The sequence below is a fragment of the Streptomyces sp. NPDC002896 genome (assembly GCF_040295225.1).
Lineage (GTDB): Bacteria > Actinomycetota > Actinomycetes > Streptomycetales > Streptomycetaceae > Streptomyces.
Window position 1 is genome coordinate 80,515 of record NZ_JBEOVA010000022.1, and the last position, 23,806, is coordinate 104,320.

Annotated in this window: 18 protein-coding genes and 2 pseudogenes; 11 read left to right on the forward strand and 9 right to left on the reverse strand. The window is 69.9% G+C overall.

The genetic code is table 11. The annotated features are described in order from the left end of the window. The first annotated feature begins 14 nt into the window (after positions 1-14). Entirely contained in the window at positions 15-797 is a 783-nt protein-coding gene (locus tag ABT009_RS32350; protein ID WP_351303168.1) for an ABC transporter permease, read from the forward strand. Between the two features lie 7 nt (positions 798-804). Here ABT009_RS32350 and ABT009_RS32355 read toward each other — a convergent pair whose 3' ends face one another. Both ABT009_RS32355 and ABT009_RS32360 read right to left on the reverse strand, forming a co-directional pair. Continuing rightward, on the reverse strand, positions 805-1,770 hold the full coding sequence (locus ABT009_RS32355; protein WP_351303020.1) for a hypothetical protein: 966 nt from the start codon (positions 1,768-1,770) through the stop codon (positions 805-807). Positions 1,771-1,786: 16 nt separating this feature from the next. Next, positions 1,787-3,268, reverse strand: a complete 1,482-nt coding sequence (locus tag ABT009_RS32360; protein WP_351303023.1) for an APC family permease — start codon at positions 3,266-3,268, stop codon at positions 1,787-1,789. Between the two features lie 484 nt (positions 3,269-3,752). Here ABT009_RS32360 and ABT009_RS47520 point away from each other — a divergent pair. Further along, positions 3,753-4,121, forward strand: a pseudogene (locus tag ABT009_RS47520) (cellulose binding domain-containing protein); the annotation flags it as partial. Between the two features lie 144 nt (positions 4,122-4,265). Beyond that, positions 4,266-5,030, forward strand: a pseudogene (locus ABT009_RS47525) (hypothetical protein); the annotation flags it as partial. Between the two features lie 77 nt (positions 5,031-5,107). On the opposite strand, the gene ABT009_RS32370 reads toward ABT009_RS47525, so the two are convergent. From ABT009_RS32370 to ABT009_RS32385, 4 genes are all read right to left on the reverse strand, one after another. Beyond that, the gene (locus tag ABT009_RS32370) at positions 5,108-6,445 is read right to left on the reverse strand and encodes an enolase C-terminal domain-like protein (RefSeq protein ID WP_351303029.1); all 1,338 of its coding nucleotides are present in this window, start codon (positions 6,443-6,445) and stop codon (positions 5,108-5,110) included. Between the two features lie 64 nt (positions 6,446-6,509). Then, positions 6,510-7,847 carry a gluconate:H+ symporter gene (locus ABT009_RS32375; RefSeq protein ID WP_351303032.1) on the reverse strand — a complete coding sequence of 446 codons (1,338 nt, stop codon included), beginning with the start codon at positions 7,845-7,847 and terminating at the stop codon, positions 6,510-6,512. A 426-nt stretch (positions 7,848-8,273) separates the two neighbouring features. Further along, positions 8,274-9,221 (reverse strand): 5-dehydro-4-deoxyglucarate dehydratase, encoded by a 948-nt coding sequence (locus ABT009_RS32380; RefSeq protein WP_351303035.1) that lies wholly within the window; start codon positions 9,219-9,221, stop codon positions 8,274-8,276. A 109-nt stretch (positions 9,222-9,330) separates the two neighbouring features. After that, positions 9,331-10,509 (reverse strand): L-talarate/galactarate dehydratase, encoded by a 1,179-nt coding sequence (locus tag ABT009_RS32385; RefSeq protein WP_351303038.1) that lies wholly within the window; start codon positions 10,507-10,509, stop codon positions 9,331-9,333. A gap of 166 nt (positions 10,510-10,675) precedes the next feature. Between ABT009_RS32385 and ABT009_RS32390 the strand changes: the two genes are divergently transcribed. Next, the gene (locus ABT009_RS32390; protein WP_351303041.1) at positions 10,676-11,551 is read left to right on the forward strand and encodes a LysR substrate-binding domain-containing protein; all 876 of its coding nucleotides are present in this window, start codon (positions 10,676-10,678) and stop codon (positions 11,549-11,551) included. Between the two features lie 36 nt (positions 11,552-11,587). Here ABT009_RS32390 and ABT009_RS32395 read toward each other — a convergent pair whose 3' ends face one another. Then, entirely contained in the window at positions 11,588-13,516 is a 1,929-nt protein-coding gene (locus ABT009_RS32395; protein ID WP_351303043.1) for a phosphatase PAP2 family protein, read from the reverse strand. A 192-nt stretch (positions 13,517-13,708) separates the two neighbouring features. Beyond that, positions 13,709-14,548, reverse strand: coding sequence for a nitroreductase/quinone reductase family protein (locus tag ABT009_RS32400; protein WP_351303046.1), 840 nt, complete (start codon positions 14,546-14,548; stop codon positions 13,709-13,711). Positions 14,549-15,046: 498 nt separating this feature from the next. Between ABT009_RS32400 and ABT009_RS32405 the strand changes: the two genes are divergently transcribed. The 4 genes from ABT009_RS32405 (at position 15,047) to ABT009_RS32420 (ending at position 21,072) form a co-directional block, all read left to right on the forward strand. Then, a complete protein-coding gene (locus ABT009_RS32405) occupies positions 15,047-16,840 on the forward strand; it encodes a cholesterol oxidase substrate-binding domain-containing protein (protein WP_351303049.1) in 1,794 nt (597 codons plus the stop codon). Between the two features lie 80 nt (positions 16,841-16,920). Then, complete coding sequence (locus ABT009_RS32410; RefSeq protein WP_351303052.1) at positions 16,921-18,534, forward strand: outer membrane protein assembly factor BamB family protein; 1,614 nt, start codon at positions 16,921-16,923, stop codon at positions 18,532-18,534. Between the two features lie 136 nt (positions 18,535-18,670). Beyond that, the gene (locus tag ABT009_RS32415; RefSeq protein ID WP_351303054.1) at positions 18,671-20,110 is read left to right on the forward strand and encodes an FG-GAP repeat domain-containing protein; all 1,440 of its coding nucleotides are present in this window, start codon (positions 18,671-18,673) and stop codon (positions 20,108-20,110) included. Positions 20,111-20,325: 215 nt separating this feature from the next. Continuing rightward, positions 20,326-21,072: an SAM-dependent methyltransferase gene (locus tag ABT009_RS32420; protein ID WP_351303057.1), complete on the forward strand. Its 747-nt coding sequence runs from the start codon at positions 20,326-20,328 to the stop codon at positions 21,070-21,072. 40 nt (positions 21,073-21,112) lie between these two features. Here the strand turns inward: ABT009_RS32420 and ABT009_RS32425 are convergent, their stop codons facing one another. Continuing rightward, complete coding sequence (locus ABT009_RS32425) at positions 21,113-21,511, reverse strand: ATP-binding protein (RefSeq protein ID WP_351303060.1); 399 nt, start codon at positions 21,509-21,511, stop codon at positions 21,113-21,115. A 220-nt stretch (positions 21,512-21,731) separates the two neighbouring features. On the opposite strand from ABT009_RS32425, the gene ABT009_RS32430 reads away from it, so the two are divergent. The 3 genes from ABT009_RS32430 to ABT009_RS32445 all read left to right on the forward strand — a co-directional run bounded on the left by ABT009_RS32430 (position 21,732) and on the right by ABT009_RS32445 (position 23,739). After that, entirely contained in the window at positions 21,732-22,574 is an 843-nt protein-coding gene (locus ABT009_RS32430) for a helix-turn-helix domain-containing protein (protein ID WP_351303063.1), read from the forward strand. Next, on the forward strand, positions 22,571-22,840 hold the full coding sequence (locus ABT009_RS32435; protein ID WP_351303066.1) for a DUF397 domain-containing protein: 270 nt from the start codon (positions 22,571-22,573) through the stop codon (positions 22,838-22,840). The genes ABT009_RS32430 and ABT009_RS32435 overlap by 4 nt, the downstream gene beginning before the upstream one ends. A 77-nt stretch (positions 22,841-22,917) precedes the next feature. Next, positions 22,918-23,739, forward strand: coding sequence for a maleylpyruvate isomerase family mycothiol-dependent enzyme (locus ABT009_RS32445; RefSeq protein ID WP_502990006.1), 822 nt, complete (start codon positions 22,918-22,920; stop codon positions 23,737-23,739). Positions 23,740-23,806: the final 67 nt, after the last annotated feature.

Consider the following 23,806-nt stretch of genomic DNA (forward strand, 5'->3'; position numbering starts at 1 on the left):
ACGCCCTTCGCATCATGTGGCGCATCACGCGCCTCAACTTCCGCGCGCAGCTGGAGTACCGCTCCGAGTTCCTGATGATGATCGCGATCGGCGCGGTCTGGCAGGTGTCGGTGATCGTCTTCGCGACGGTGCTGCTCACCCGGTTCACCGGGATGGGCGGCTGGGACAGCTCGGACGTCCTGCTGATCCCGGCGACGCGGATGCTGGCGCACGGCTTTTTCGTGCTGTTCCTGGGGCGGGTGCACGGCCTGGGCCGGCACATCCAGGAAGGAGTGATCGACACCTACCTCGTCCGCCCGATGCCGGTCTACCGCCAGCTGCAGCTGTCCTTCTTCCCGACCAACGCGATCGGTGACCTGACCGTGGCGGCGGGCCTGATGGCGGGTGCGCTGGCCCGCAGCGACCTGGACTGGACGGCGGGCCGGATCACGTACCTCGTCGTGTGCGTACTCGGCGGCATGCTGCTCGAGGCAGCCCTGTTCACCGTGGTGGCCTGCGCGTCGCTGCGCTTCCCGGCCGCCGACTACTGGGGCCGCTGGCTGGAGGAGCTGCTCGGCACCTTCGGCAGCTATCCGCTGAACGTGCTGCCGAAGGCGGTCGGCGGCTTCCTGACGTTCGGTCTGCCGCTCGCCTTCGTCGCGTACTTCCCCGCGGCCGTGCTGACCGGCCACGGATCGGGCACCGGCGTGCCGTACTGGCTGGCGGCGGCATCCCCGCTGCTGGGAGCTGCCGCCTACCTGGCGTCCCGGCTGCTGTGGAAGTGGAGTCTGCGGCACTACACCGGGGTGAACGGATGAGGCAGGCTCACCCCTCGCGAGACAACTCCCTGTGCCATTTGACGATCTGGTGCTCCGGGTCGCCGGTGTACGACCAGGGGGTCCGTGTGGCGCGGGTGCCGAGGAGCCGCATGAGCGGGGCGGCGACGTCCGTCAGGCCCGCCTGACACGCGGCGTGCGTCAGGCAGTTGAGGGCGGGTATCTCGGCGGGCGGTACGGGGCCGTCCGCGCGGCCCGCGATCCAGCGCTGCCAGGTGCGGCGTACGTCGCCGACGGCGCCGTCGTGGTTCCAGTGCTGGCTGACGCCGACGAGGGTGCCGTGCTGTCCCTTCACCCCGTCCAGCATGTAGCGGTACTCCTCCACGCGGGCGAACTGCACCAGGACCGGCAGCGGCGAGCCGGGCGGCGCCACGCCGGCCGAGTCTCGAGCGAAGTCGTACATGAGGCCGTGCGTGCCGTGCCAGCGTGACGAGTAGTAGTGCAGGACCTGAAGGTGGCCCTCCAGGCTGTACGGATCGCGCTGGTGCAGCTCGTCCCACCACTGACCGAGTTCCTGGCGGCGCACCCCGGTGGGGTAGAGCCGGGCCACGGAGATCAGGGAGATCCAGGGCGTCGGGTCGTCGGGGTAGGCGTCGGCGGCCTGGTAGCAGGCCATCACCGCGGCGTCGATCCGGTTCTGGTCGATCGGGGCTCCGCGGCCCGCGGCGATGGCCAGGTTGAAGGCCCTGGCCGTCTCGGTCGCGGCCCGCAGCACCAGGGCGTCGGCGCCGCGGGGCTCGGCGGCCAGCCAGGACTCCACCGTCGAACTGCTCGCGCAGGCCTGCGCGAGCAGCCGAACCCGGTGGCCCCGCGGGACCCACGAGGCACCGGTGGCCCGGAGCAGGTCCCGTACGCCCTGCCAGCGGCCGATGACGATGTCCTGGCGGGCGGAGGTGAGCAGCGTGTCCCCGCAGTCGGGGTCGAAATCGGGCGTGAAGCGTCTTCGCGCGGCCATCGCGGGAGGGTCCCTCTCAGAAGTCGGTGGGCAGGCCCTCGTGCAGGCGGGACTGCTCGGCTGCCGACGCGGCATACCCGTCGGGGACGTAGTCGGTCTCGATGGTGCGGCTGGCGTCGAGTTTCGCGGGCCGGTAGTACTCGCTGCCCTGCCGCCAGTACCAGAGCATCGGGATCAGGCCGACGGCGAGACCGCCGATGCCGATCGCGATCGAGGCGGTGTCCAGCTCGCCGAGCGACTCGACGAGGATCCAGAACATGAACAGGGCGCCGAAGAGCGGCCACAGCCCGCCGAAGAAGAAGTTGCCGGGGGACTTCAGGAGCATCTTTCGGTAGGCGACGACCACCGCGAGTCCGGCCAGTCCGTAGTAGACGGCGATCTGCAGGCCGATCGCGGCGATGGCGTCGGCGAGGATGTCGCCCACCGTGCCGAGGGCGTTGGAGGCCACGAACATCAGCAGGGCCACGGCGCCGACCACGACGATGGCCACCCACGGGGTGTTCCACTTGCGGTGCACCTGGCCCAGCGCGGTCGGCATGGTGCGGTCGCGGCCCATGGCGAACAGCGAGCGGGTGACCTGGATGAGCGTGGTCTCCAGCGTGGCGATGGTGGACAGCATCACGGAGACGATGAGCAGCTTGCCGCCCCAGCCGGGCCAGATCTCCTCACCGAGCGCGGCCAGTACGTTGGCGTCGTTGGCCTGGATCTGCTTGTCGGTGAGGATGACGTTCACCGCGATGGTGAACACCTCGAAGAGCAGGAAGACGATGCCGATGCCGATCAGGCCCGCGAGTCCGGTGGTGCGGCGGCTGTCGCGGGTCTCCTCGCTGAGGTTGCTGGTGACGTCCCAGCCCCAGTAGTAGAAGGCGGCGATCAGCGCGCCGGAGGCGAATCCGCCGACGCCGTCGAAGTGGCTGAAGCCGAGCCAGGACCAGTCGAAGGGCCGGGCGTTGTCGGTGTGCAGCAGTGCGCCGATCGCGAAGACGGCCAGGATGGCGAGTTCCACGCCGGACATGACGAGCTGGGCGCGGACGGTGAGCCGGGCCCCACCGAGCACGACGAGCAGCATGATCACGAACCAGGCCGCGCCGACGGCGGTGGCCAGAGCGGTGTTGTCCGCGAGGGCTTCATCGAAGAGGGAGAGCGTCATCGAACCGGCGGGCAGCGAACCGGCCACCATGAAGATGGTCGCTGAGATCACCAGGGCCCAGCCGCTGATGAAGCCGAGGAAGGGGTGGAGCGTACGGCCGACCCAGGAGTAGCTGGCGCCCGCGTTGACGTCGATCCGGCCGAGGTAGCTGAACGCCAGCGCGATGCCCAGCATGGGTATCGCGCAGTACAGCAGCGCCGCGGGGCTGGCGAGGCCCACCGTGCCGACGAGGACCGCGGTGGTCGCGGCCAGGGAGTATGCGGGGGCGCTGCCCGCGACCGCCATCACGACCGTGTCGAACATCCCGAGGACGTTGGCCTGGAGCCCTCTGCCCCTGAAGTTGCTCATCGTTGTGCTGCTTTCCGTCGTACACACTGCGCCGGCGGTGCGGGTGCCGACAGCGTGGTGCGTTGAGGGTGGGGACGGGAACCAACCACGGGTCCGGAGGGTGGGGCACTTCGGGCACGAGGCAGGTGGCTTGGGGGACGCCGTTCAGCCACGTTGCCGGGCGGACGATCGCACCACAGGTGGCTGAGATCATAGCCCTGTTGTTTGAGCATTCAAGATGAATCGGAATGTGTGCTGCCGCCCCATCACGCATTCACAGGTTTCCCAACTGGCCTTGCTCGGCACGTAGTGCCCGCGGCGGCACGCGCGCGGGCACCACGGCCTCGCCACCCTGGGCCGATCCGGCGGCAACCGATGCGGGGCGGGCGGCAACCAACGGCTGAACTGCGGAATTCCGGAGACTCAGCCGAAGGGCCATTCCATGTCAACCTCACCACCCGCAGCAGACCGCCGCCTGCGTCGGCGCTTCGCACGTCCGCTTCCGATGGCGCTCGCGGGCGTACTCGTGGCGGCGACCGGGGCGCTCGTGCCGGTGCTGGCCAGTGGCGCCGAGCCCGCCTGCTCGGTGGACTACACCGTCACCGGCCAGTGGGACGGCGGCTTCCAGGGTGCCGTCGCGGTCACCAACCTGGTTGAGTCGGTGACGAGTTGGACGCTCACTTTCGAGCTGGGTGACGGCCAGAAGGTAACCCAGGGCTGGAACGCCGACTGGTCGCAGTCCGGCACCACCGTGACGGTGAAGGCGCCGGGCTGGAGCCAGTCGCTGGCCACCGGCGCCACGGCCACCGCCGGTTTCCTGGGTTCCCGCTCCTCCACCGAGGCCCCGGCGTCACCGACGTCCTTCCAACTCAACGGAAAGCCCTGCGTCTCCGGCGTCGACACGACGCCGAGCCCGAGTGCGACCGCCGAGCCCACCTTCAGCGAGTCGGCGAGCCCCACAGCCACCCCGACAACGACGGCGACAGCCACACCATCGCCGACGCCGACCTCGACCGACGCCGCCGACGAATGGAACCCGCCCGCCGACCTCGTCAAGCCCCTCGACGAGGTCTGGAACCACATGGCGTCGACGTACCCCGACATATACGGCTTCAAGAACTACGGCTTCGACCAGGTGATGGCCAACGGCGGCAGCATCAACTACTGCGTCCGCTGGGAGTCCGACAACCCCGTGTCCGCGAGTCTGCGCGACAGGATCGAGTCGCAGCTGCAGAAGCAGTTCGGTAAGTGGATGGCCGCTCTCACCGAGAACGGCAGGGGCTACAACGACTGGCCCTACGCCACCGTCCCGGTCAAGGTCGTCGGCTGGGCCGTCAAGGACCGCTCGCTGCTTCAGTGGAACGACGACTCCGTCGACATCTACGTGAACAACCTCGACGACGGAGGCGCACCGCAGTGCGCCCCGCCCTGCGGCCGCTTCTTCCACCAGGACGGCGACTACTCGCAGTGCCCCGGCGGAGCGGCCCGCCACTACGACCAGTCGCTGTGGCTCACCAAGGGCATGGGCTTCGGCGGCGCGGGCGGCGACTGGGGCCAGCGCGTCGACCAGGAGTACTTCACAGGCGCCCTGGACGCCGAGAACGTGCACATCTACCTGCACGAAGTCGGCCACACCTTCGGCCTCGACGACTTCTACGACTGGACGCCGACGGGCGTGGGCGGGTTCATCATGAACGCGGGCAGCGCGACCGAGATCACCACGTTCGACAAGTGGATGCTGCGCGACTTCTGGCGCCACATCAAGGACCGCTACGGCTACTGAGCTTCGGCATACGGCATCGGCCGCCTGCGACCTCATCGATCGCAGGCGGCCGATGCCGCGCGTACAGCTGAGCCGGCCTACCGCACCAGACAGGGACGCTTGTTGTCGAACTCCCAGCCGGGAACGAGGAAACGCATCCCGACCGCGTCGTCGCGCGCCCCCAGCGCCTTCTCCTGGTACAGCTCGTGCGCGGCGAGGAGCCGGTCCATGTCGAGCTGGATTCCCAGACCGGGGGCGCTGGAGATGGCGATCTCACCGTCCACGATGCGCGGCGGTGCGGCGGTGAGCCGCTCCAGGCCCTCCTGCCAGATCCAGTGCGTGTCCAGGGCGTTGTACTCGCCGGGAGCCGCGGCACCGCAGTGCGCCACCATGGCCAGGGAGATGTCGAAGTGGTTGTTCGAGTGGCATCCCCAGGTCAGGCCCATGGCATTGCAGAGCTGGGCGACACGCACGGAACCCTGCATGGTCCAGAAGTGCGGGTCGGCCAGCGGGATGGACACCGACTGCAGGGCCAGGGCGTGGGTCATCTGCCGCCAGTCGGTGGCGATCATGTTGGTCGCCGTGGGCAGTCCGGTCGCGCGCCGGAACTCGGCGAGGACCTCGCGGCCCGAGTAGCCGTCCTCGGCTCCGCACGGGTCCTCGGCGTAGGCGAGGGTGCCCACCAGCGGCGCGCACAGTTCGATCGCCTCGCGCAGCGACCACGCGCCGTTGGGGTCGAGGGTGATGCGCGCCTCGGGGAAGCGCTCCTTGAGCTTCCGTATCGCCTTGACCTCCTCGCTGCCGTCGAGCACCCCGCCCTTCAGCTTGAAGTCGCGGAAGCCGTAGAGGTCGTACGTGGCCTCGGCCTGGCGGACGATCGCCTCGGGGGTCAGCGCCTCCTCGTGCCGGATGCGGTACCACTCCACGTCCGAGTCGCCCTCGCGCACGTACTCCAGGTCGGTGCGGTCGGGGTCGCCCACGTAGAAGAGGTAGCCGAGGACGCGTACGGAGTCGCGCTGCTGTCCGTCACCGAGCAGGGCCGCCACGGGCACGTCGAGGTGCTGTCCCAGGAGGTCGAGGAGGGCCGACTCGACGGCGGTCACGGCGTGGACGGTGGTGCGCAGGTCGAAGGTCTGCAGGCCGCGGCCGCCGGAGTCGCGGTCGCCGAACCTCTCGCCGATCTCGCGCAGGACGCGCTTGTAGTCGCCCACCTTCGCGCCGACGACGAGGGACTCGGCGTCGCGCAGCGTCTGCGTGATCTTCTCCCCGCCCGGCACCTCACCGAGTCCCGTACGGCCCTCCGAGTCCTTCAGGACGACCACGTTGCGGGTGAAGTAGGGACCGTGCGCACCGGAGAGGTTCAGCTCCATCGAGTCCCGTCCGGCGACGGGGTAGACGGAGAATTCGGTGACGGTCGGCTGGCTTCCGCTTGTCATCAGGGTTCCTTGCGTTCGGAAGTGGGTCGACGGTGGTATCGGCGGTGGTCGGATGAGGCGCTGGTCAGATGCTGAGAGTGTCGAGAGCCCACTCGACGGCGAGGACACCGCCCAGTCCGAGTATCGCGAGCACGGTGGTGTACGTGGTCCGCGCCTTGATCGCGTCGAGGACCGACAGGTTGAAGTACTCCTTGAACATCCAGAAGCCGGGGTCGTTGACGTGGCTGAAGGCGATCGAGCCGCAGGAGACGGCGAGGACCATGAGTTCGGGGTGGACGCCGCTGCCGGCGACGAGCGGCGCCACGATACCGGCGGCCGTGACGACGGCGACGGTCGCGGATCCGAGGGCCACGCGGAGGATGGCGGCGATGAGCCACGCGAGGATGATCGGCGAGATGTTCCAGCCGTCCGTGAAGTCCTTGATGTAGTCGGCGATGCCGCCCTCGACGAGGACGCCCTTGTACGCACCGCCGGCGCCGATGACCATGAGGATCATGGCCATGGACTTGGCCGCCGAGACGCACGACGCGCTCACCTCGTCCAGTCCGCGGCCGATCCGCGGGCCGAACGCCCAGATGGCGAGGCACAGCGTCAGCAGGAGGGCGATCGGTGCCGAGCCGATGAAGTTGACGACGTGCAGGGCCGGGTTGTCGTCGGACATGGCCATGTCGGTCACGGCGGCGCCCGCGATCAGGACGACCGGGACGAGGGCGACGAAGAGGGACCAGGCCATGCTCGGCATCTCGTCGTCTTCGAAGACGCGCTCGGTGACGAGGCCCTGGGGGATGGAGGGGTTCATCTTCTTGATGAACGGGAGCCGCGGCCACACGAGGGCGATGAGCGCGCCGAACGGAACGGCGAAGAAGAGGCCGTAGAACAGCGTGTGGCCGACCGAGGCGTTGAAGGTGGCGGCGACCGCGGTGGGGCCGGGGTGGGGCGGCAGGAAGCTGTGCATCGTGGACAGGGCGATCGACATCGGGAGGCCGACCCACAGCAGGTTCTTGCGGGTGACCCGGACGATGGTGAACGCGACGGGCACGATGATGACGAAGGCGACCTCGTAGAACATGGTCACGCCGATGAGCATGGCCGTCACGACCATGGCGACCTGCACGTAGCGCTCACCGAAGGCGTCGATGAGTTTGTTCGCTATTCGCTGGGCGGCGCCCGAGTCTCCCATGACGCGGCCCAGCATGGCGCCGAGTCCGACGACGAGCATGGTGTCGCCGATCTGGCCGCCGACGCCCTCCCCGAGGACGTCCGCGATCTCCGCGGACGGAATCCCCTGGACCAGCGCGACCCCGACGGCCACCAGGAGGAGGGAGATGAAGCCGTTGAGTTTCAGCCTGGTCATGAGGAACAGCAGGATCAGCACGCTGATTCCGACGACGACAAGAGGCATGGATCAGTTCCCCTTTGAACTGTGCGCAGATGGTGGCCGCTGGTACGACGGGCGTCCGTCAGGCGTCGTACGGGCCAGGGCGGTGGGGTTTGGGGGGCGTGGCGGCCGGGCGTGGCGCCCGGCTGGGCCGGTGCGGGTCGGTGCTCCCGAGGCATGGGGGTGCGGGCGCACGGCGTGACCGAGGCCGGGTGCCGGGTGCGGCGGGCCGGTCTGTGTGGTGACGCGGGAGCGGCGGTGCGGGGGCCGCTGCCGCTCGGTCGGTGACGAGCTGGGGTACTGCTGGGTTACTGCTGGGGTCTTCCAGCCGGGGCGTGCCCCGCGGTGTGCCGGGGCGCGCCCGTTCCCGCGGGGCGTCGGTACGGGTTGTCACGCCGCGTACCGGCGGTGGGCCGTCAGGCCGCGTGCCGACGGTGGGTCAGGCGCGGCTCAGCGCGTGGCTCCCACCAGCGCCAGACCCGTGTCCAGCAGCTTCTCCAGTTCGGCCAGGTCCTCCGGACCGGGGTCGGTGAGCGGGGCGCGCACCGGGCCGACCGGCCTGCCGCGCAGCCGCGCCGCGGCCTTGACCAGGGAGACCGCGTAGCCCGGCACCCGGTCGCGCAGCTCGACCAGCGGGACGTAGAAGCTGCGCAGCAGTTCGTCGGTCGTGGCGTGGTCGCCGTTCTGGAAGGCGGTGAAGAAGGCGTTCGCGATCTCGGGTGCGAAGGCGTGGACCGCCGACGAGTACGCGGGCACGCCGACCGTCGCGTAGGCGCGGGCCTGGATCTCGGCGGTGGCGGCCCCGTTGAAGAAGAGCAGGTGGTCGGGGGCGGCAAGGGTGAGGCGCTGCAGGCGGTCCAGGTCGCTGTGGCCGTCCTTGAGGCCGATCACGGTGGGAATCTCCGCGATGCGGCGCAGGCTCTCGGCGGTGAAGGCCACCTGGTCGCGCTGGTAGACGATGAGGGGCAGCTCGGTACCCGCGGCGATCTGGCGTACCTGCTCGACGAGGCCGTCCTGCGGGGCCTTCAGCAGGTAGTGGGGAAGCACCAGCGCGGCGTCCGCTCCGGCCTCCTCCGCGATCCGCGCGAAGCGCAGGGCCTGCGCCCAGCCGTAGCCGATGCCGGCGACGACCGGCGTCCGCCCGTCGGCCACCTCGACCGCCGCGGTGATGACCTGGCGGTACTCGTCCTCGTCGAGCGCGGTGAACTCGCCCGTGCCGCAGGCGGGGAAGACGGCGCCGGGGGCGGTGGCCAGCTGGTCGGCCAGGTAGGCGCGGTAGGCGTCCAGGTCGAGGCTGCCGTCGTCCGCGAAGCTGGTGAGCGGGAAGGACAGCACGCCGCGCGCCATGCCGTCACGCAGGCGTCGCGCGACATCCTGGGCCGCCGTGTTCAGTGACATGAACTTGTCTCCATGTATATGGACTCGATTTACATATGGGAATGGAGGTTAGGGTGATGCACGCGGCTGGTCAATGGATGACCGGCCGCGGGCCGCCCGGTGCGGCACCTCAGGGCCGCACGCCCTCCTCGTGCACCGCCTGCGTCCAGGCGCGGGCCTGCTCGCTGAGGGTGATGCCGAGGCCGGGCCGCGACGACAGGTGCATCCGTCCGTCGCTGATGCGGAGCCGCTCGTTGAACAAGGGCTCCAGCCAGTCGAAGTGCTCCACCCACGGCTCGTGCGGATAGGCCGCGGCGAGGTGGAGGTGGATCTCCATGGCGAAGTGGGGCGCGAGCTGCACGTGCTGGTGCTCGGCGAGGGTGGCCAGCTTGAGGAACTGGGTGATGCCGCCGATGCGGGGCGCGTCCGGCTGGATGATGTCAGCCGCGTTGTGGCGCAGCAGTTCGTAGTGCTCGGCCACGCTCGCGAGCATCTCGCCCGTCGCCACGGGCGTGTCCAGCGAGGCGGCGAGGGCGGCGTGGCCCTGGGCGTCGTATGCGTCGAGGGGTTCCTCGATCCAGGTCAGGCCGAACTCCTCGAGGGCGCGGCCCATGCGCTGCGCGGTGGGCCGGTCCCACTGCTGGTTGGCGTCGACCATGAGCGGCACGTCGTCGCCGAGGTGCTCGCGCACGGCGGTCAGACGGCGCAGGTCCGCCTTGCCGTCGGGCTGACCCACCTTGATCTTGATGCCGCCGATGCCGCCGGCGAGGGAAGCCGTGGCGTTCTCCAGGACCTGCTCGGTCGGGGTGTGCAGGAAGCCGCCGGAGGTGTTGTAGCACCGGACGGAGTCGCGGTGCGCGCCCAGCAGCTTGGCGAGCGGCAGACCCGCCCGCTTGGCCTTGAGGTCCCACAGGGCGATGTCGAAGGCCGCGATGGCCTGGGTGGAAAGGCCGCTGCGGCCGACCGAGGCACCCGCCCACACCAGCTTCGTCCAGATTTTGGCGATATCGCTGGGGTCCTCGCCGATCAGGGCGGGCGCGATCTCCTTGGCGTGCGCGAACTGGCCCGGGCCGCCCGCGCGCTTGGAGTAGCTGAAGCCGATGCCCTCGTGCCCCTGCTCGGTACCGACCTCGACGAAGAGGAAGGCGACTTCGGTCATCGGCCGCTGGCGGCCCGTGAGGACCTTGGCGTCGCTGACGGGAGTGGACAGCGGGAGGGTGACCGAGGAGAGCTTGAGCCAGGAGATCCTGTCCAGCGTCGCCTCGCCCTGGTTCGCTACATGCGGCGTCATGTTCGTTGTACTCACCACTGGAGCTCCGGTGCCTTGGATGGGTGGGGAGCGACGGGCTCCGTCCCGGGGGGCCCGCCGCGGTGCCGGCCGGAGCGTCCCGCTCAGCCGTTGCCCTTGAAGCTAAGGCGCCGGAAGATTCACGTCTAACTCAAATTTTGCATGCGTTGATACCTGGAGAGCATCGTTGTTCACACTCGCGCAACTGACGAGTTTCGTGGCCGTCGCAGAAGAGCTGCACTTCACGCGGGCGGCGGAGCGGCTCCGGATGACGCAGCCCCCGCTGAGCCGGCAGATCCGGCAGCTGGAGAACGACCTCGGGGTCCAGCTCCTCAACCGGACGAACAAGTCGGTCCAGCTGACGCCCGCGGGCCGCGCCTTCCTGGTCGAGGCGCGCGGCATCCTGCGCCAGTCCGAGCACGCCGCCCTCGCCGTCCGGCAGGTCTCGACGGGCGAGGCGGGCAGCATCACCATCGGCTTCACCGCCGCCAGCGCCTACTCCACGCTCGGCACGCTGCTGCGCACGGCCCGCGAGGCCGTGCCCCGGGCGGAGATCGTCCTGCGCGAGATGGTCACCCGCGACCAGCTGGCGGCACTCGCGAACAACAGCCTGGACCTGGGCCTGATCCGGCCCTCGGTGACGGGCCCGGACCTGCTGTCCAGACCCGCCGTACGGGAACAGCTCCTCGCCGCGCTGCCGACAGGCCACGCACTCACGTCACGCGAGGGGCCGCTCCAGATCGCGGACTTCGAAGGCCAGGAGCTGCTGATGTACTCGCCCACGGAAGCCCGCTACTTCCACGAGCTGCTCATCAGCATCTTCCGGACCGCCCGCGTGACGCCCGTCTACTCCCAGTACCTGAGCCAGGTCCACAGCATCCTGGCCCTCGTCAACTGCGGCCTCGGAGCGGCCCTGGTCCCGGAGGCGGCCGCACAACTGAGGTACGCCGATATCGTCTTCAAACCGGTCGAACTACCCACGCCCGAGCCCGTGGAACTCGACCTGGTGTGGCGCAGGAACAACGACAACCCGGCACTGCACGCGCTGCTCCGGCAGCTGTGAGGACGGACGCCACGGTGCCGGAGCGGGTCGTCTCGGTCACTTCAGGCGTACGGACAGCCCGCTGCCGGAGTACGTGGGGACGGCCTCGTACGTACGTCCCTCGGCGCGGACCGTGATGGTGCCGAACCGCCCGCGCAGGCCGCCGCCGGCACGCAGGACCCGGACGATGGTGCCCTCCGCGGGAGACCCCTCGACCCGGAGCTCGAGGGCGCTGCCCCGCCCGAGGACGGCCGAGCCGGAGACGGTCAGGGCAGGAGCGCCGCAGTCGCCGACCGCCACGTCGAGCGTCGTGCCGGAGGCCTGGCCGTAGCTGCCGCGCACCCGGACGCCGTCGTCGGCCGTCAGCCGGAGGGAGCCGCCGCGGACCTGGACGTCACCGGTGCCGAGTGCGTCCGGGGATCCGGCGACGAGGGTGCCGGCCTCCACGGACGTACCGCCGGTGTAGCGGTTGGCGCCGGTCAGGGTCAGGGAGCCGGTGCCGAGCTTGGTGAGGGAGCCGGGTCCTTCGATGTCGTTGTGCCAGGCGTCGGCCGCGTGGAAGCCGCCCGCGGCGGCGTCCATGTCGACGCGCACGTCGCCGTCGAAGGAGCCGTAACCGTCAGCCGCAGCGAAGAGGTTGAGCCGCCCCCACTGCTCGGGCCCGTCCAGCAGGACGTACCCGGAGGGCAGGGCCGTGGTGCGCAGCACCTCGCGGCGCTGCTCGGCGGTGAGGTAGGGCAGCCGGGTCTCGATGAGCACCTCGGCACCCTTGGGCACGGTCATCGGGACGCGGCCGTTGCCGCGCTTGGGCAGGATGTACGTGAGCCGCGGGGTGACCGCTCGCTCGTTGGCGGCACGGTCGGCGTACGGGTCGGTGTCCGTGCCCGCCGAGTGCGCGTAGGCATACAGGGTGTCGGCCGTGGTGCCGGTCTGCGCCCGCAGGTACGAGGCGGCCTGCTGCCGTGCGGCGGCCTTGAGGTCGGCGTTGGCCGGGTCGTACAGCGCCGCGGCGGCGAGTGCGGTGGCCAGGATGCGGCCACCCATGACGTCGATGGCAGAGTGCATGCCGGAGAGGATGCGGGTGTGGCTGGCCGCGGAGGCGTGGGCCACCAGCTCCTGGAACCGCTCGGGTATCGCGTACGCGAGTGCCAGGGAGGCCAGGTAGAGGGCGTTGGTGTGCCCGCTGGGGTAACCGCCGTCCTCGGCAGGGGCGGTGCCGCGCTGGCGCAGCAGTTGCGGGGCGACGACGACCTCGGAATTGTAGACGGGGAAGCCGAAGGCGTCCGTGGCGCCGGTGTCGACGACCTCGTTGTCCTCCGTCATCCGCCAGGGCCGCGGGTACTGGTACGCGAACTTGCCCGGGTTACTCGAGGCGTACGGGCCGCGCAGGGTCTGGACGAGCTGGACCACCTTGCCCAGCTCCGAGTCGGCGGCGCCGGCGCCGATGGCGGAACCGGCGGGCGCACCGGCCGGCACGGCGTCGCTGATTTTCCCGGCCGGGGTGCCGTCGGGCGCGCTGGTGATGCTGGTGACCGCCTTGGCCCCGGTCCGGTACACCTCGGTGAGCGGGCCGAGGCCGGCGGTGGCCGCGTAACTCTGGTCCTGGCGGTCGTAGATGAAGGACTGCCGGGCCTGGTCGTCGGTACGGCGTGTGGTGAGCGCGATCGAGTAGCGCATGTTGGCCCGCAGCACGTCGGCGGCGAGCGGGGTGCCGTTGTTCCAGGCCGCTCCGGTCTCCCAGAGGCGCTGCATTCCGGAGAGGATGCGGACCGCGGCGTTGGTCTCGGGGGTGAGGCGGTCGGCGGTGTTGGTGAGGTAGTCGTCGACGAAGGCACGTACTGCCGTCGCTTCCTCGGCTGCGTACGCCTGCTGGCCGGGCAGCCAGGCGAGCGCCGCGGGGCCGGCGACCAGCCCTGCCGAGAGACCGGCGGAACGCTTGAGGAAGTTCCGCCGGTCCATGCGGACCATGGGGGCACGTGCCGTCATGCTGTCTGCTCTCCGCTCCAACAAGCGCTTACCGCCGACTGACTGTGCGGTGGAGTGTATGGGGCGAACGAGGCTGGTGAGACTGCATTATCCGAACATGAAGCACTTGAGGAATGAACGCCGGATGACGGCCTGGGAACGGCGGTCGGCGACGGGCCCCGAGCGATCAGCCCGAACGATCGGCCCGAGCGATCAGCCCGCCTGCGCGTCCAGAAGGGGGATCAGTTGCTCCTCCTCGTACGTCAGATGGGCCTCGAGTTCGTCAGTGAGCCGCTCCACCTCGCGGAGCACCAGCTGAGGGTCCGCGCCTTCGGCGGAGACGACCTGGCGCAGGTCGGCGAGGAGCTCCGCGACCTTCTGGTGTTCCGCACGCAGCCGGTCCATCGTCGGAGCGAGTTCGGGATGGCGCTGGGCGAGGAACGGGAACATCGCGGTGTCCTCGCCGGTGTGGTGGTTGTGCAGCCCTTGACAGAGGGTCAGGCAGTTCACGCGGAGCTGGGCGCCCAGTCCTCCGGGACCAGACTCGCTGATCTCCTTCCTGATCAGGGCGAGTTCACGCCGGAACGCGTCGTGGATCAGCTTGAGGGCCGCGCCCACCGAGGACGCGTTCGGGTTGGGTGGGCCGGGGAGCGCCTGCAGGGCCACGACGGGGATGACGCGGGTGGTCTTCGCCTGGTAGTCGGCCCACCCGGGTTCCGCGTCGACCGCGCGGGCGAAGACCCGGTCGCGTTCGGCGCCCTCCAGGACGACGGCTTCCGCCTCGTACGTGAAGATGCCGTCCTCGACCGTGACGCGCGGGTTCGCCAGGATGTTGTGGAACCAGTCCGGGTGCTTCGGCGCCCCGGCGGCAGAGGCGATGACCAGGACACGTTCGCCGTCGGGAAGGTAGCCGAGCGGGGTCGTGTGCCGGGCGCCGGACCGCGCTCCGGTGGTGGTCAGGAGGAGCAGCCGGGCTCCCTCGAAATACCCACCGACGCGCCCCTGGTTGGCGCGGAACTCATCGATGATCTGCTGGTTGAAATCGTTCGGCATTCTCTGCTTTCTTCTCCGGGTCGGGGTCGGCTCAGTTCACGGGCAGGGCGAATTCACCGCCGTACGGAACGATCGCGAAGGCGGTATGGAGGTGCGGGAAAACAGGGGTCCGGGGCGAGCACGAAATGCTCGCTATTGCCGCGTGAGCCTCACGGCGGCACTCACGGCCACCCGGAATCCGCTGGTCAGCGACGTGGAAAAAGGGACAGGCGGGCCTCTCGCCCGCCTCGCGCTCACGTCGAGGCCGGGTGCCCTACTCGTTTGTGGCCCATGGCCGACCCGGCAGTCACGGGCTCAACCTATTCCAACCAACGCGCCCTGGCAACGCGTATTTTCCGGCCAATTCCTTGTCCTGCGCGCCCGCTCGGGCGCGGGTCGTGAAGCACCTGGAACCGATCGGGCACGCTCTTGCACCCGGTGGGGAGATCCGGCGAACATGTCATAGCCATACGTCGATCGGTGGATCGATCGGGCAAGCGGCGACGTACGTTCGACCGCATGACTGATCCACTTGAGTCCGCTTCTCACCCCGGCCACCCCGGCCGCCCCTCCAGGCGAGGGGTGTTGCGAGCGGCGACCGTCGCCGGCGGAGCCCTCGGTATCCCCGTGGGAACCTTGTCGGCCGGTGCTCATCCGGCGGCGGCGGTACCGGCGACCGCCTCGGCAACTCCTCCAGAGCTGCCCGCCGGCCTGTCGGCGTACCGCACTCGCTACATCAACTGGGCCGGAGAGATCACCCACGACGGGTTATGGGCCTGCGCCCCCCGAACCGGCCAGGACATCGCCGACCTCGCCAACTGGGCGCACGCCAACGGCTGGCGGCTGCGCGCACGGGGCAAGGCGCACAACTGGTCCCCGCTCACCATCACCGGGTCCGCCGAGTCCGGCGCGCGCGTCCTGCTCATGGACACCACCGAGCACCTGACCCGCATGGAACTCACCACCCCGCCCGCCGGCGCTCCCGGCGCGGTCCGAGCGCAGACCGGGGTGACGCTTGAAACGCTGATGGCGTTCCTGGCCGACCACGGCCTTGGCGTCACCAACACCCCGGCGCCCGGCGAGCTGACGCTCGGCGGCACACTGGCCATCGACGCCCACGGCACCAGCGTGCCCGCCGTCGGCGAGGACGCGCGTCCCGGTCACACCTACGGGACCCTCAGCAACCTCGTCCTCTCCGTCACCGCCGTCGTCTGGGACAGCGCCCGGGCCGAGTACGTGGTGCGGACCTTCCACCGGGGCGCCGACGAGGAATGCGAGGCGCTGGCCACCCACATCGGCCGCGGCCTCCTCGTGGAGGCGGTGCTCCAGGCCGGCGATGAGGTCCCGCTGCGTTGCCGGAGCCGGATCGATCTCACCGCTGACGAACTGTTCGCCGCTCCGGGCAGCGCCCTGGCGGCCCGGGGCAACACGTTCGCCGACTTCCTGGATCGCACGGGACGCGTGGAGGCGATCTGGTTCGCCCACACCGACAAGCCCTGGCTGAAGGTGTGGAGCCTCAGCCCCCAGCGCCCGGCCTCCGCCCGGGAGGTGCACCACCCGTACAACTACCCGTTCAGCGACTCGCTGCCGACGCCCGTCGCCCGCCTGGCGGGGCGTATGTTGGCGGAGGGCGCCTGGTACCTCGCACCCGAGTTCGGCGCCGCGCAGTACGCGGTGGCGGCGACCGGCCTGACCACCACCTTCGCCTCGGATCTGTGGGGCGCCTCTCACAACCTGCTGTTCTATCTGCGCCCCACTACGCTCCGCGAGACCGCCAACGGCTACGCCATTCTGACCCGGCGTGTCGACGTGCAGCGCGTCGTCTCGGAGTTCGCCACTTACTACCGCGAGCGGCTCGAGGAGTGGGCTGCGGCGGGCAGGTTCCCGGTCAACGGGCAGGTCGAGATCCGTGTGGGCGGACTCGACCGGCCCGAGGAGTCCGCCGCCCGGGGTGCCCGCCCGCCGCTGCTCTCCGTCGTGCGACCGCACCCCGACCACCCGGAGTTCGACTGCGCGGTGTGGGTCGATGTGCTGACCCAGTCGACGACTCCCGACGCCCACGAGTTCTACCGGGATCTGGAACGGTTCCTGCTGCGCACCTTCGACGGCGGCTACGCCCTCACCCGCGTCGAGTGGTCCAAGGGCTGGGCCTACACCGACACGGCGGCCTGGGCCGACAAGGAGGTCATCGGAACCGTGGTGCCTGCCACCTACGGCCATGGACAGTGGTCGGAGGCGATCGGCATCCTGGACCGCCTCGACCCGCATGGCGTGTTCGGTAACGCGTTCACCGATCAGTTGGTCCGTGTGTGACCGGGCATCCGTAGCAGCCGGCAGCTGCCGGATACGCTGCCCGGACAATCGACGCGGCTCGGCGTGTTCCTGGGGGGATCATGGCGCGGGATCTGAAGCCATCGCGGTCAGACGAACCGGCAGATGAAGCGCCAGACGAACCGGCTGACGAGGCGCTGCGGGCGCGGACCGAAGACGAGGATCGCGCTCAGCGCGCTGCGCTGCCGGTCACAGTCACCGCGCTCGTCGCCGTCCTCCTTGCGGGAGCCCTCCTGTGCTGGGCGGTGATGTACGGCCTGCTGGGCATGAAGCTGATGATCTTCGACATGCCCAGCAGGGAGTGCAGCGGTTCGGACTGTCCTCGGGGCATGCTGCCCGTGTGGCTGCTTGCCGTCGCCTTCGGGTTCGCCTTTGCGCCCATGGCTCGCTTTGCCTGGAAGTGGGCCGAGAAGACCCTGTCCTCCCGGGGGATGGCGGTCGTCGCCGCGTTGGGTGTGCTGGCCGCGGTCTGGCCCGGATGGCTCGGCTACGCGTGGCTGCGCGGACCGCACATGGACGTGGCGTGGGAGGTCGGACGCGACCGCCCCTCGTCGGTACGCGTGCTCGGCTACTGGGCCCCCGACTCCTCCACGGTGGTACGGGCGCGCAGCGACGGCCTCCGCGCCTACGACACCGCGCAAGGCAAGGTGCGCTGGAGCTTTTCCGCACCAGCCCGGTTCTCGGTGTGCGCCCTGAGCCGCACCACGCCGTCGGGGGTCGGCCTCGTCGGTTTCGGGCGCCACAACGAGTCGTGCGGCACGTCCGTCGCGGCCGTGGACCTGGCCTCCGGACGAACCCTGTGGACGAAGACCATGGCCCCCTCCGAGGAGGCCGCCCGCAGCGAGACCGCAGTCCTGACCTCGGCCGGTTCCACCGCCGTTGCCCGGCGTGGCGACGCCATTGTGGGCCTTGCACTACGCGACGGCTCCGAGCGGTGGCGCCTCGACGTGCCGCGTAACTGCGAGGCACGGAACGTCGAGGCTGCCGAGGACTGGGTCCTGGTCGTCGAGGAGTGCGCCGACGAGTCCTTCTCCGCTGTGACGATGCAACTGTCGGCCGTGGACGCGCAGTCGGGCCGACGCCTGTGGCGGAGCGAGCTGCCTACGGGCAGCCCCGCGCAGACCGTCCAGGTACTGTCCGCCGATCCGATCGCTCTGTACGTCGCCGAGACGGACGAGCGCGGAACCAACGGCGTGGTCACCTTTGACGACACCGGTCATCAGAGAGCCGTCATCCCCGTGTCCGGCCCCGACGAGGACCTTGCGTTCATGCCGTACGGGACGACCTTCGCGACACCCACGGGGGTACCGCTCTTCCAAGCCGTGGTGAGCCGCGGCTTGTTCATCACTGTCGCCAAGGACGCCCAGGACAGACCGCAGGGCCTGTCCGCGTACTCACTGACGGACGGCCGACGCGTCTGGCACACGTCGTTCGAAGACCGGATCGTCGCGCTGTCCCCAGGGCGCAGTGGGGAGGTCGATGTCGTGACGTCCATGACGTGGAACCGGCTCTGGAGCGTGGACGCTCGCAGCGGCGACCAGGAAGGCGAAGCCGTCGTGCTTCGGGACGCGCCCCTGAGCGACCTGTTCGACGTGCGGCTCCGCCCTCACAGCGGCTACGTCTTCGTCAACCTGGACGAGGACAGCGACAAACCCGCCCTGTTCGCCGTGGACTAGCAGCGCTTCGTCGTCGACGAGTAGTGCTTAGTCGGGTCTGCCGATCGGGCGTGCCGCGTTCCGCTGATCGACAATTGGGCAACAGTCCTCCCGTCCCCTTGGAGTAGGCACGCTGCGGGATGTGAGAGTGAGGCGCATGAAGTCTCGTACCGCCTTCGCCGTCTGCGCCGTCTGCGTCGTGCTCGCAGCGCTCACCGGATGCGGCGGTGGGGGAACGGCTCACGAGTCCCCGGTGGCCGGCGCGTCCGGCGAGAGCCGGGGGTCCGGTGGCGGGACGGGCGACAAGTCCCCCGTGCCCAGCGCCCCCGCCGAGAGCCGGGCGCCGACTCCGGGGAAGGGGTCGAAGGACCCCGACGACATCAACGGCGACGGGTACCGCGACCTCGTCGTGCCCGTCCCCGGCGGCGAACGGATCGCTGTGCTCTACGGCTCGGCGAAGGGGCTCGACCCCTCGACCTGCACGGTCTACGGCCGCCGCGACCTGGGCCTGCCGGATCCGCCGGAGGACGTGGCCGGGAGCAACCCGCTCGCCCCGGACACGGTCGCCGACCTGGACGGCGACGGTTTCCCGGACTTCGTCACGACCGTCATGGGCGAGATCGTCGAGGACCGGAGGATATCCGGCGCACGCACCGCCCCGTACGTGACGTGGGGAGGACCCGGCGGCCCCACAGCAGGGGCCGGGGCGACCCCGGTGCGACTGCCGCAGAGCGCAACAAAGCTGGGCCTTCAGACCGTCGTGCGCGGCGACTTCGACGGGGACGGGCACCACGACCTCGCGGGCCTCGCGAAGAACGAGTCGTCCCTGGTGGTGCTGTACGGCCCGTTCACGCGGTCCGGTGTACCGGCGCGCACCGATACCGGCCTGCCGCTGCAGGATGGCCAACTCGTCGTGGACGCCATCGACCCGTCCGGCAAGCCGCGCGCGACGTCCCTGCTGTTCCACGAAACGAGCGACGGTGAGCAGTCCGGCAACGTCCTCTACCCGGCCCGCCGCGGCATCGGCCTGTCCGCGAGCGGCAGGCGGCTGCGCCTCGGCAACGCCCACGCGTTCGGCGACTTCGACGGCGATGGGCTGCGCGATGTGGCCGTCGGGGACGATGGCGGCCGCAACGACGAGCCCGGCTACGAGACGGAGGCGCCCGAGGTCGACGGATCGCTCGCCGTGTACCCCGGCAGAGGCGGCGCGCCGGTCACCTACCGGCTGCCCGAGGTGCCCGAGGGCGCAGGCACCGACTACGGGCCCGGCGGTTTCACGGCCGCCGATCCGGACGGCGACGGCCGCGACGGCATCCTCCTTGCCACGTACGAAGGTGCCACGCTCATCGACGGCGACAAGCGCACCTCTGTCCTGCGCGAAGTGCGGAAGGGGCCCGCGAAATGGCGGCACGCCCGGCCCGCCGGGGCCGCCGACTTCGACGGTGCCGGCAAGGACGAGCTGATCCTCAACTGGGCGTCCGGCACCCTCTTCGGCCTGTACGGCGAGGACCCCACGCACTGGTGGATCACCGACGGCACGACGTCCCGGGATCAGGCGTCCTTCACGACGACGGGGTTCGCTCCCCGCGCCTCCTAAGCCAGCCGGGCTGCTGTGACGAGGCGCCCGCCGGACATGGCGACCGAAAATCAGTGGACATGAAGATCCCAGCGGCCCTATGTTCGGCCGGTCCCAGCGAAGCGTCCACGCGTCCGAAGAGGTGCATTTGATGACGGTCCAGGCAACCGCGGCCAGCTTCCACCGGCCGCCCTCCCCGACCGTTCTGACCTCTTCGAACCAAAGGACTCCCAGAAGTGGATCTGCCACGTAGCTTCACCATCCGCGAGAGCAGCCATCTCCTCTGCAACCCGTTCACCAGCGAGAAGCTGGCCCTCCTCGGTCAGGCCATCAGCCCGTCGCCGGGCACGCGCGTGCTCGACCTCGCCTGCGGCAAGGGCGAGTTGCTGTGCACCTGGGCGCGCGACCACGGCGTGACCGGCACCGGCGTCGACATCAGCACCGTCTTCCTCGGCGCCGCCCGCGCGCGGGCCGTCGAGCTGGGCGTGGCCGACCGGGTCGGCTTCGTGCACGGGGACGCGTCGGGCCATGTCTCCGACGATCCGGTCGGCATCGCCTCGTGCGTGGGCGCCACCTGGATCGGTGGCGGCGTGCGGGGCACGGTCGAACTCCTCCGGCGCAGCCTCGCCCCCGGCGGCATGATGCTGATCGGCGAACCGTACTGGCGCCGCGAGCCCCTCGACCAGGCCACCGTCGAGGCCTGCCATATGTCCCGCAAGGAGGAGCTTTTCCCGCTGCCGGAACTGCTCCAGCACTTCGGCGACTTGGGCTGCGACGTCGTCGAAATGGTCCTGGCCGACCAGGACAGCTGGGACCGGTACGTCGCTGCGCAGTGGCTCAACATCCGCCGCTGGCTCGACGCCAACCCCGACGACGAACTGGCCGACGAGCTGCGCGCGGAACTCACCACGTCTCCCGTCCAGCACGCCAGGTACCGGCGTGAATATCTCGGGTGGGGCGTGTTCGTACTGATGAACCGCTGAGGCACCACCCCAAGTGAGCCCCGGCGCAACCCGCCGGGGCTCACCCTTTCGGTCCGTCGTCATGCCGTACGCGGTGAGCCCGCACCTCCGCCCAGACGGTCTTGCCCACGCCGTCCGTACGCGGGTCCGCTCCCCACCGGTCCGCCAGCGCGTCGACGAGCACCAGCCCCAGGCCGCCCTCGGCAGCGCCGCCCGCTGGGCGGATCGCGGGCAGCCGCTCCCCCTTCGCGTCCTCGACCTCGATCCGTACGGTCCCTTCCGTCGCCGTCAGCCGGATGCGGAAGTCCCGGCCCGGCAGACGCCCGTGCCGGACCGCGTTCGCGGCGAGTTCGGCGGTGATCAGCGTGACGGCTTCGTTCAGCTCGGACGCGTACGGCCGGCCCCACGCGTCGAGCCGCTCGGCGACCAGGCGGCGGGCGAGACGGGCGCCACGCGGCATGGAGCTGAGTTGCTGACTGAACACACGTACGGTAACGGGGCTTTGTGGTTTGGTCTGGGGTGGCATGGGTCAACGGTCGGGCTCGGCACCCCCGTTCACCAGGCGCTCAACTCGTACGCTGCGTCAGCGTACGAGTACGAGGGGTGGACGGTACGCGTAACTCGCTGTAACGATGGGTGCTTTGCGGGGCGGACACCACTGCACTCGGGGGTACCCGGACATGGCCGGTAGCAACAGCGACTACTGCGGCACCAGCGAACCTGAACCGTCGGACAGCCTCAAGACCTTCGGCGCCGTCCTCCAGGGCTTTCGCGAGAACGCCCGCATCACGCAGGAGGCACTGGCCGGGGACATGGGGTACTCGCCCCACTTCGTTGCCTCCGTCGAACAGGGCAGACGGCTTCCGTCCAAGGAGTTCGTCGAGCGGGCGGAGCAGGCGCTCGACGGTCTGGGGGTGCTCCGGAAGGCGGCGAAGTATCTGACGCGGAAGCAGGGGCTGGCGTCCTGGTTCCGCCAGTGGGCGGATCTGGAGCAGCAGGCGATCAGCCTGTACACGTACGAATGCCGGTTGGTGCCCGGGTTGTTGCAGACGGAGGCGTATGCGCGGACACTCTTCGAGAACCGCATCCCCCTGCTCTCCGATGAGCAGGTCGAAACGCAGGTAGCCGCCCGCCTGGAACGGCAGCAGTTGCTTCGGAACAGGCCCAACACGGCGTACAGCTTCATCGTCGACGAGCACGTCTTTCTACGCCGGACCGGCGGTGAAGCGGACACCCAGGCACTGATCGACCACGTGCTGGAGTTCACAGCTCTTCGAAACGTGGAGTTGCAAGTCATGCCGCTGGAGCGCCATGTTCACGTTGGCCTGGACGGACCGTTACAGCTGCTCGAAACTCCTGACAACCAGTGGTTCGGCTACTGCGAAGGGCAGGAGAGCGCACAGTTCATCGCCGATCCAAAGACGATCAGCACGCTCCACATGCGCTATGCAAAACTGCGGTCGCAGGCTCTCAGACCAGAAGACTCCCGGAGCCTGCTGAAGCGGATGCGAGGAGCGCTATGAGCGGCACCGAACTGGCCTGGTTCAAGAGCAGCTACAGCAGCGGCGATTCCGGCGACTGCATCGAAGTCGCCCTCTCCTGGCGCAAGTCCAGCTACAGCAGCGGCAGCTCCGGCGACTGCGTGGAGATCGCCCCCTGCCCCACCACCATCCACGTCCGCGACTCCAAGGACAAGCAGGGCCCCCAGCTCGCCCTCTCTCCCACCGCCTGGGCGGACTTCGTAAGCTTCGCCGCGGACGCGTACGCCGCCCCCGACCCGGCCCGGTAAGGGCGGGCGCGGCAGCCCTTCCTCCTCCGGCGGGCTGCGCGATCCGCTGTGGGTACGAGGCTGATGATGGGAGAGGCGTGGCACCAGTGGCTGAGCAGGGAGTACAAGGCACTCTGCCTGAGGGGCTTGGTGACGCGATACGCGACACCTCCGAGGAGATCGCCGCGCTGCTGCGCGGGGTTGCAGACACGGGCGTTCCGGTACCCGGATCGGAGTGGAGCGTCGGGGCGGCGGCAGCGCATCTGGCGCAGGCCAATGAGCTGATGGCCGACGTCGCGGCAGGGCACGAGCGCAGGTACGGGGACGGCACCCCGCAGAGCCTGGCCGCGGCCAACGAGCGCGCGCTCGCCGAGTTCGACGAGCGCGAGGCCGATCCGCTGGCCGGGATGATCGTGGCGCAGGCTGCCGCATTCCTCAAGGTGGTGGACCAGCGGGCGGTGGAGGGGCCTTTGGTCACCCCGATGGGTCCGATGGGCCCGGCCGTACTGGGCTCGTACCTGCTGACGCACATGCTCGGCCACGGCTACGACCTCGCCCGCGCGCTGGGCCGTCCGCATATGATCGACCGCGCCCGGGTCGAGCTGACCCTGCCCTTCCTGATCACGGCCATGCCACGGGTAGTCGACACCGCCACCACCGCTGAGCTGACCGCTCGCTACACGATCCGTCTATGGGGCGGCACCCGCTTCGGCGTGACCTTCACCAACGGCGCGGTAGCCGTGAGCTCGCAGCCGCCGAGCCGCCCGGACTGCACCATCCTCACCGAGCCGGTGACCTTCCTGCTCATGGCGCTCGGCCGCTGCGAGCCTTGGGGCGCAATCGCCCGGGGCCGCGTCCTCGCCTGGGGCCGCAAGCCCTGGCTCGCTCCCCGCTTCCCGACACTGTTCACGGCGCCCTGAACACCTGCTCCGTCGGACGCGTCGTACTCCTCGGCGGCCGGCCCGGCGGAGGGCTCCGGCCCGACGT

Excerpts from the sequence above, each read along its gene's own strand:
- ABT009_RS32350 (WP_351303168.1), top strand. The coding sequence starts at position 15 with ATGTGGCGCATCACGCGCCTCAACTTCCGCGCGCAGCTGGAGTACCGC.
- ABT009_RS32355 (WP_351303020.1), bottom strand. The coding sequence starts at position 1,770 with ATGGCCGCGCGAAGACGCTTCACGCCCGATTTCGACCCCGACTGCGGG.
- ABT009_RS32360 (WP_351303023.1), bottom strand. The coding sequence starts at position 3,268 with ATGAGCAACTTCAGGGGCAGAGGGCTCCAGGCCAACGTCCTCGGGATG.
- ABT009_RS32370 (WP_351303029.1), bottom strand. The coding sequence starts at position 6,445 with ATGACAAGCGGAAGCCAGCCGACCGTCACCGAATTCTCCGTCTACCCC.
- ABT009_RS32375 (WP_351303032.1), bottom strand. The coding sequence starts at position 7,847 with ATGCCTCTTGTCGTCGTCGGAATCAGCGTGCTGATCCTGCTGTTCCTC.
- ABT009_RS32380 (WP_351303035.1), bottom strand. The coding sequence starts at position 9,221 with ATGTCACTGAACACGGCGGCCCAGGATGTCGCGCGACGCCTGCGTGAC.
- ABT009_RS32395 (WP_351303043.1), bottom strand. The coding sequence starts at position 13,516 with ATGACGGCACGTGCCCCCATGGTCCGCATGGACCGGCGGAACTTCCTC.
- ABT009_RS32400 (WP_351303046.1), bottom strand. The coding sequence starts at position 14,548 with ATGCCGAACGATTTCAACCAGCAGATCATCGATGAGTTCCGCGCCAAC.
- ABT009_RS32405 (WP_351303049.1), top strand. The coding sequence starts at position 15,047 with ATGACTGATCCACTTGAGTCCGCTTCTCACCCCGGCCACCCCGGCCGC.
- ABT009_RS32410 (WP_351303052.1), top strand. The coding sequence starts at position 16,921 with ATGGCGCGGGATCTGAAGCCATCGCGGTCAGACGAACCGGCAGATGAA.
- ABT009_RS32415 (WP_351303054.1), top strand. The coding sequence starts at position 18,671 with ATGAAGTCTCGTACCGCCTTCGCCGTCTGCGCCGTCTGCGTCGTGCTC.
- ABT009_RS32425 (WP_351303060.1), bottom strand. The coding sequence starts at position 21,511 with ATGCCGCGTGGCGCCCGTCTCGCCCGCCGCCTGGTCGCCGAGCGGCTC.
- ABT009_RS32430 (WP_351303063.1), top strand. The coding sequence starts at position 21,732 with ATGGCCGGTAGCAACAGCGACTACTGCGGCACCAGCGAACCTGAACCG.
- ABT009_RS32435 (WP_351303066.1), top strand. The coding sequence starts at position 22,571 with ATGAGCGGCACCGAACTGGCCTGGTTCAAGAGCAGCTACAGCAGCGGC.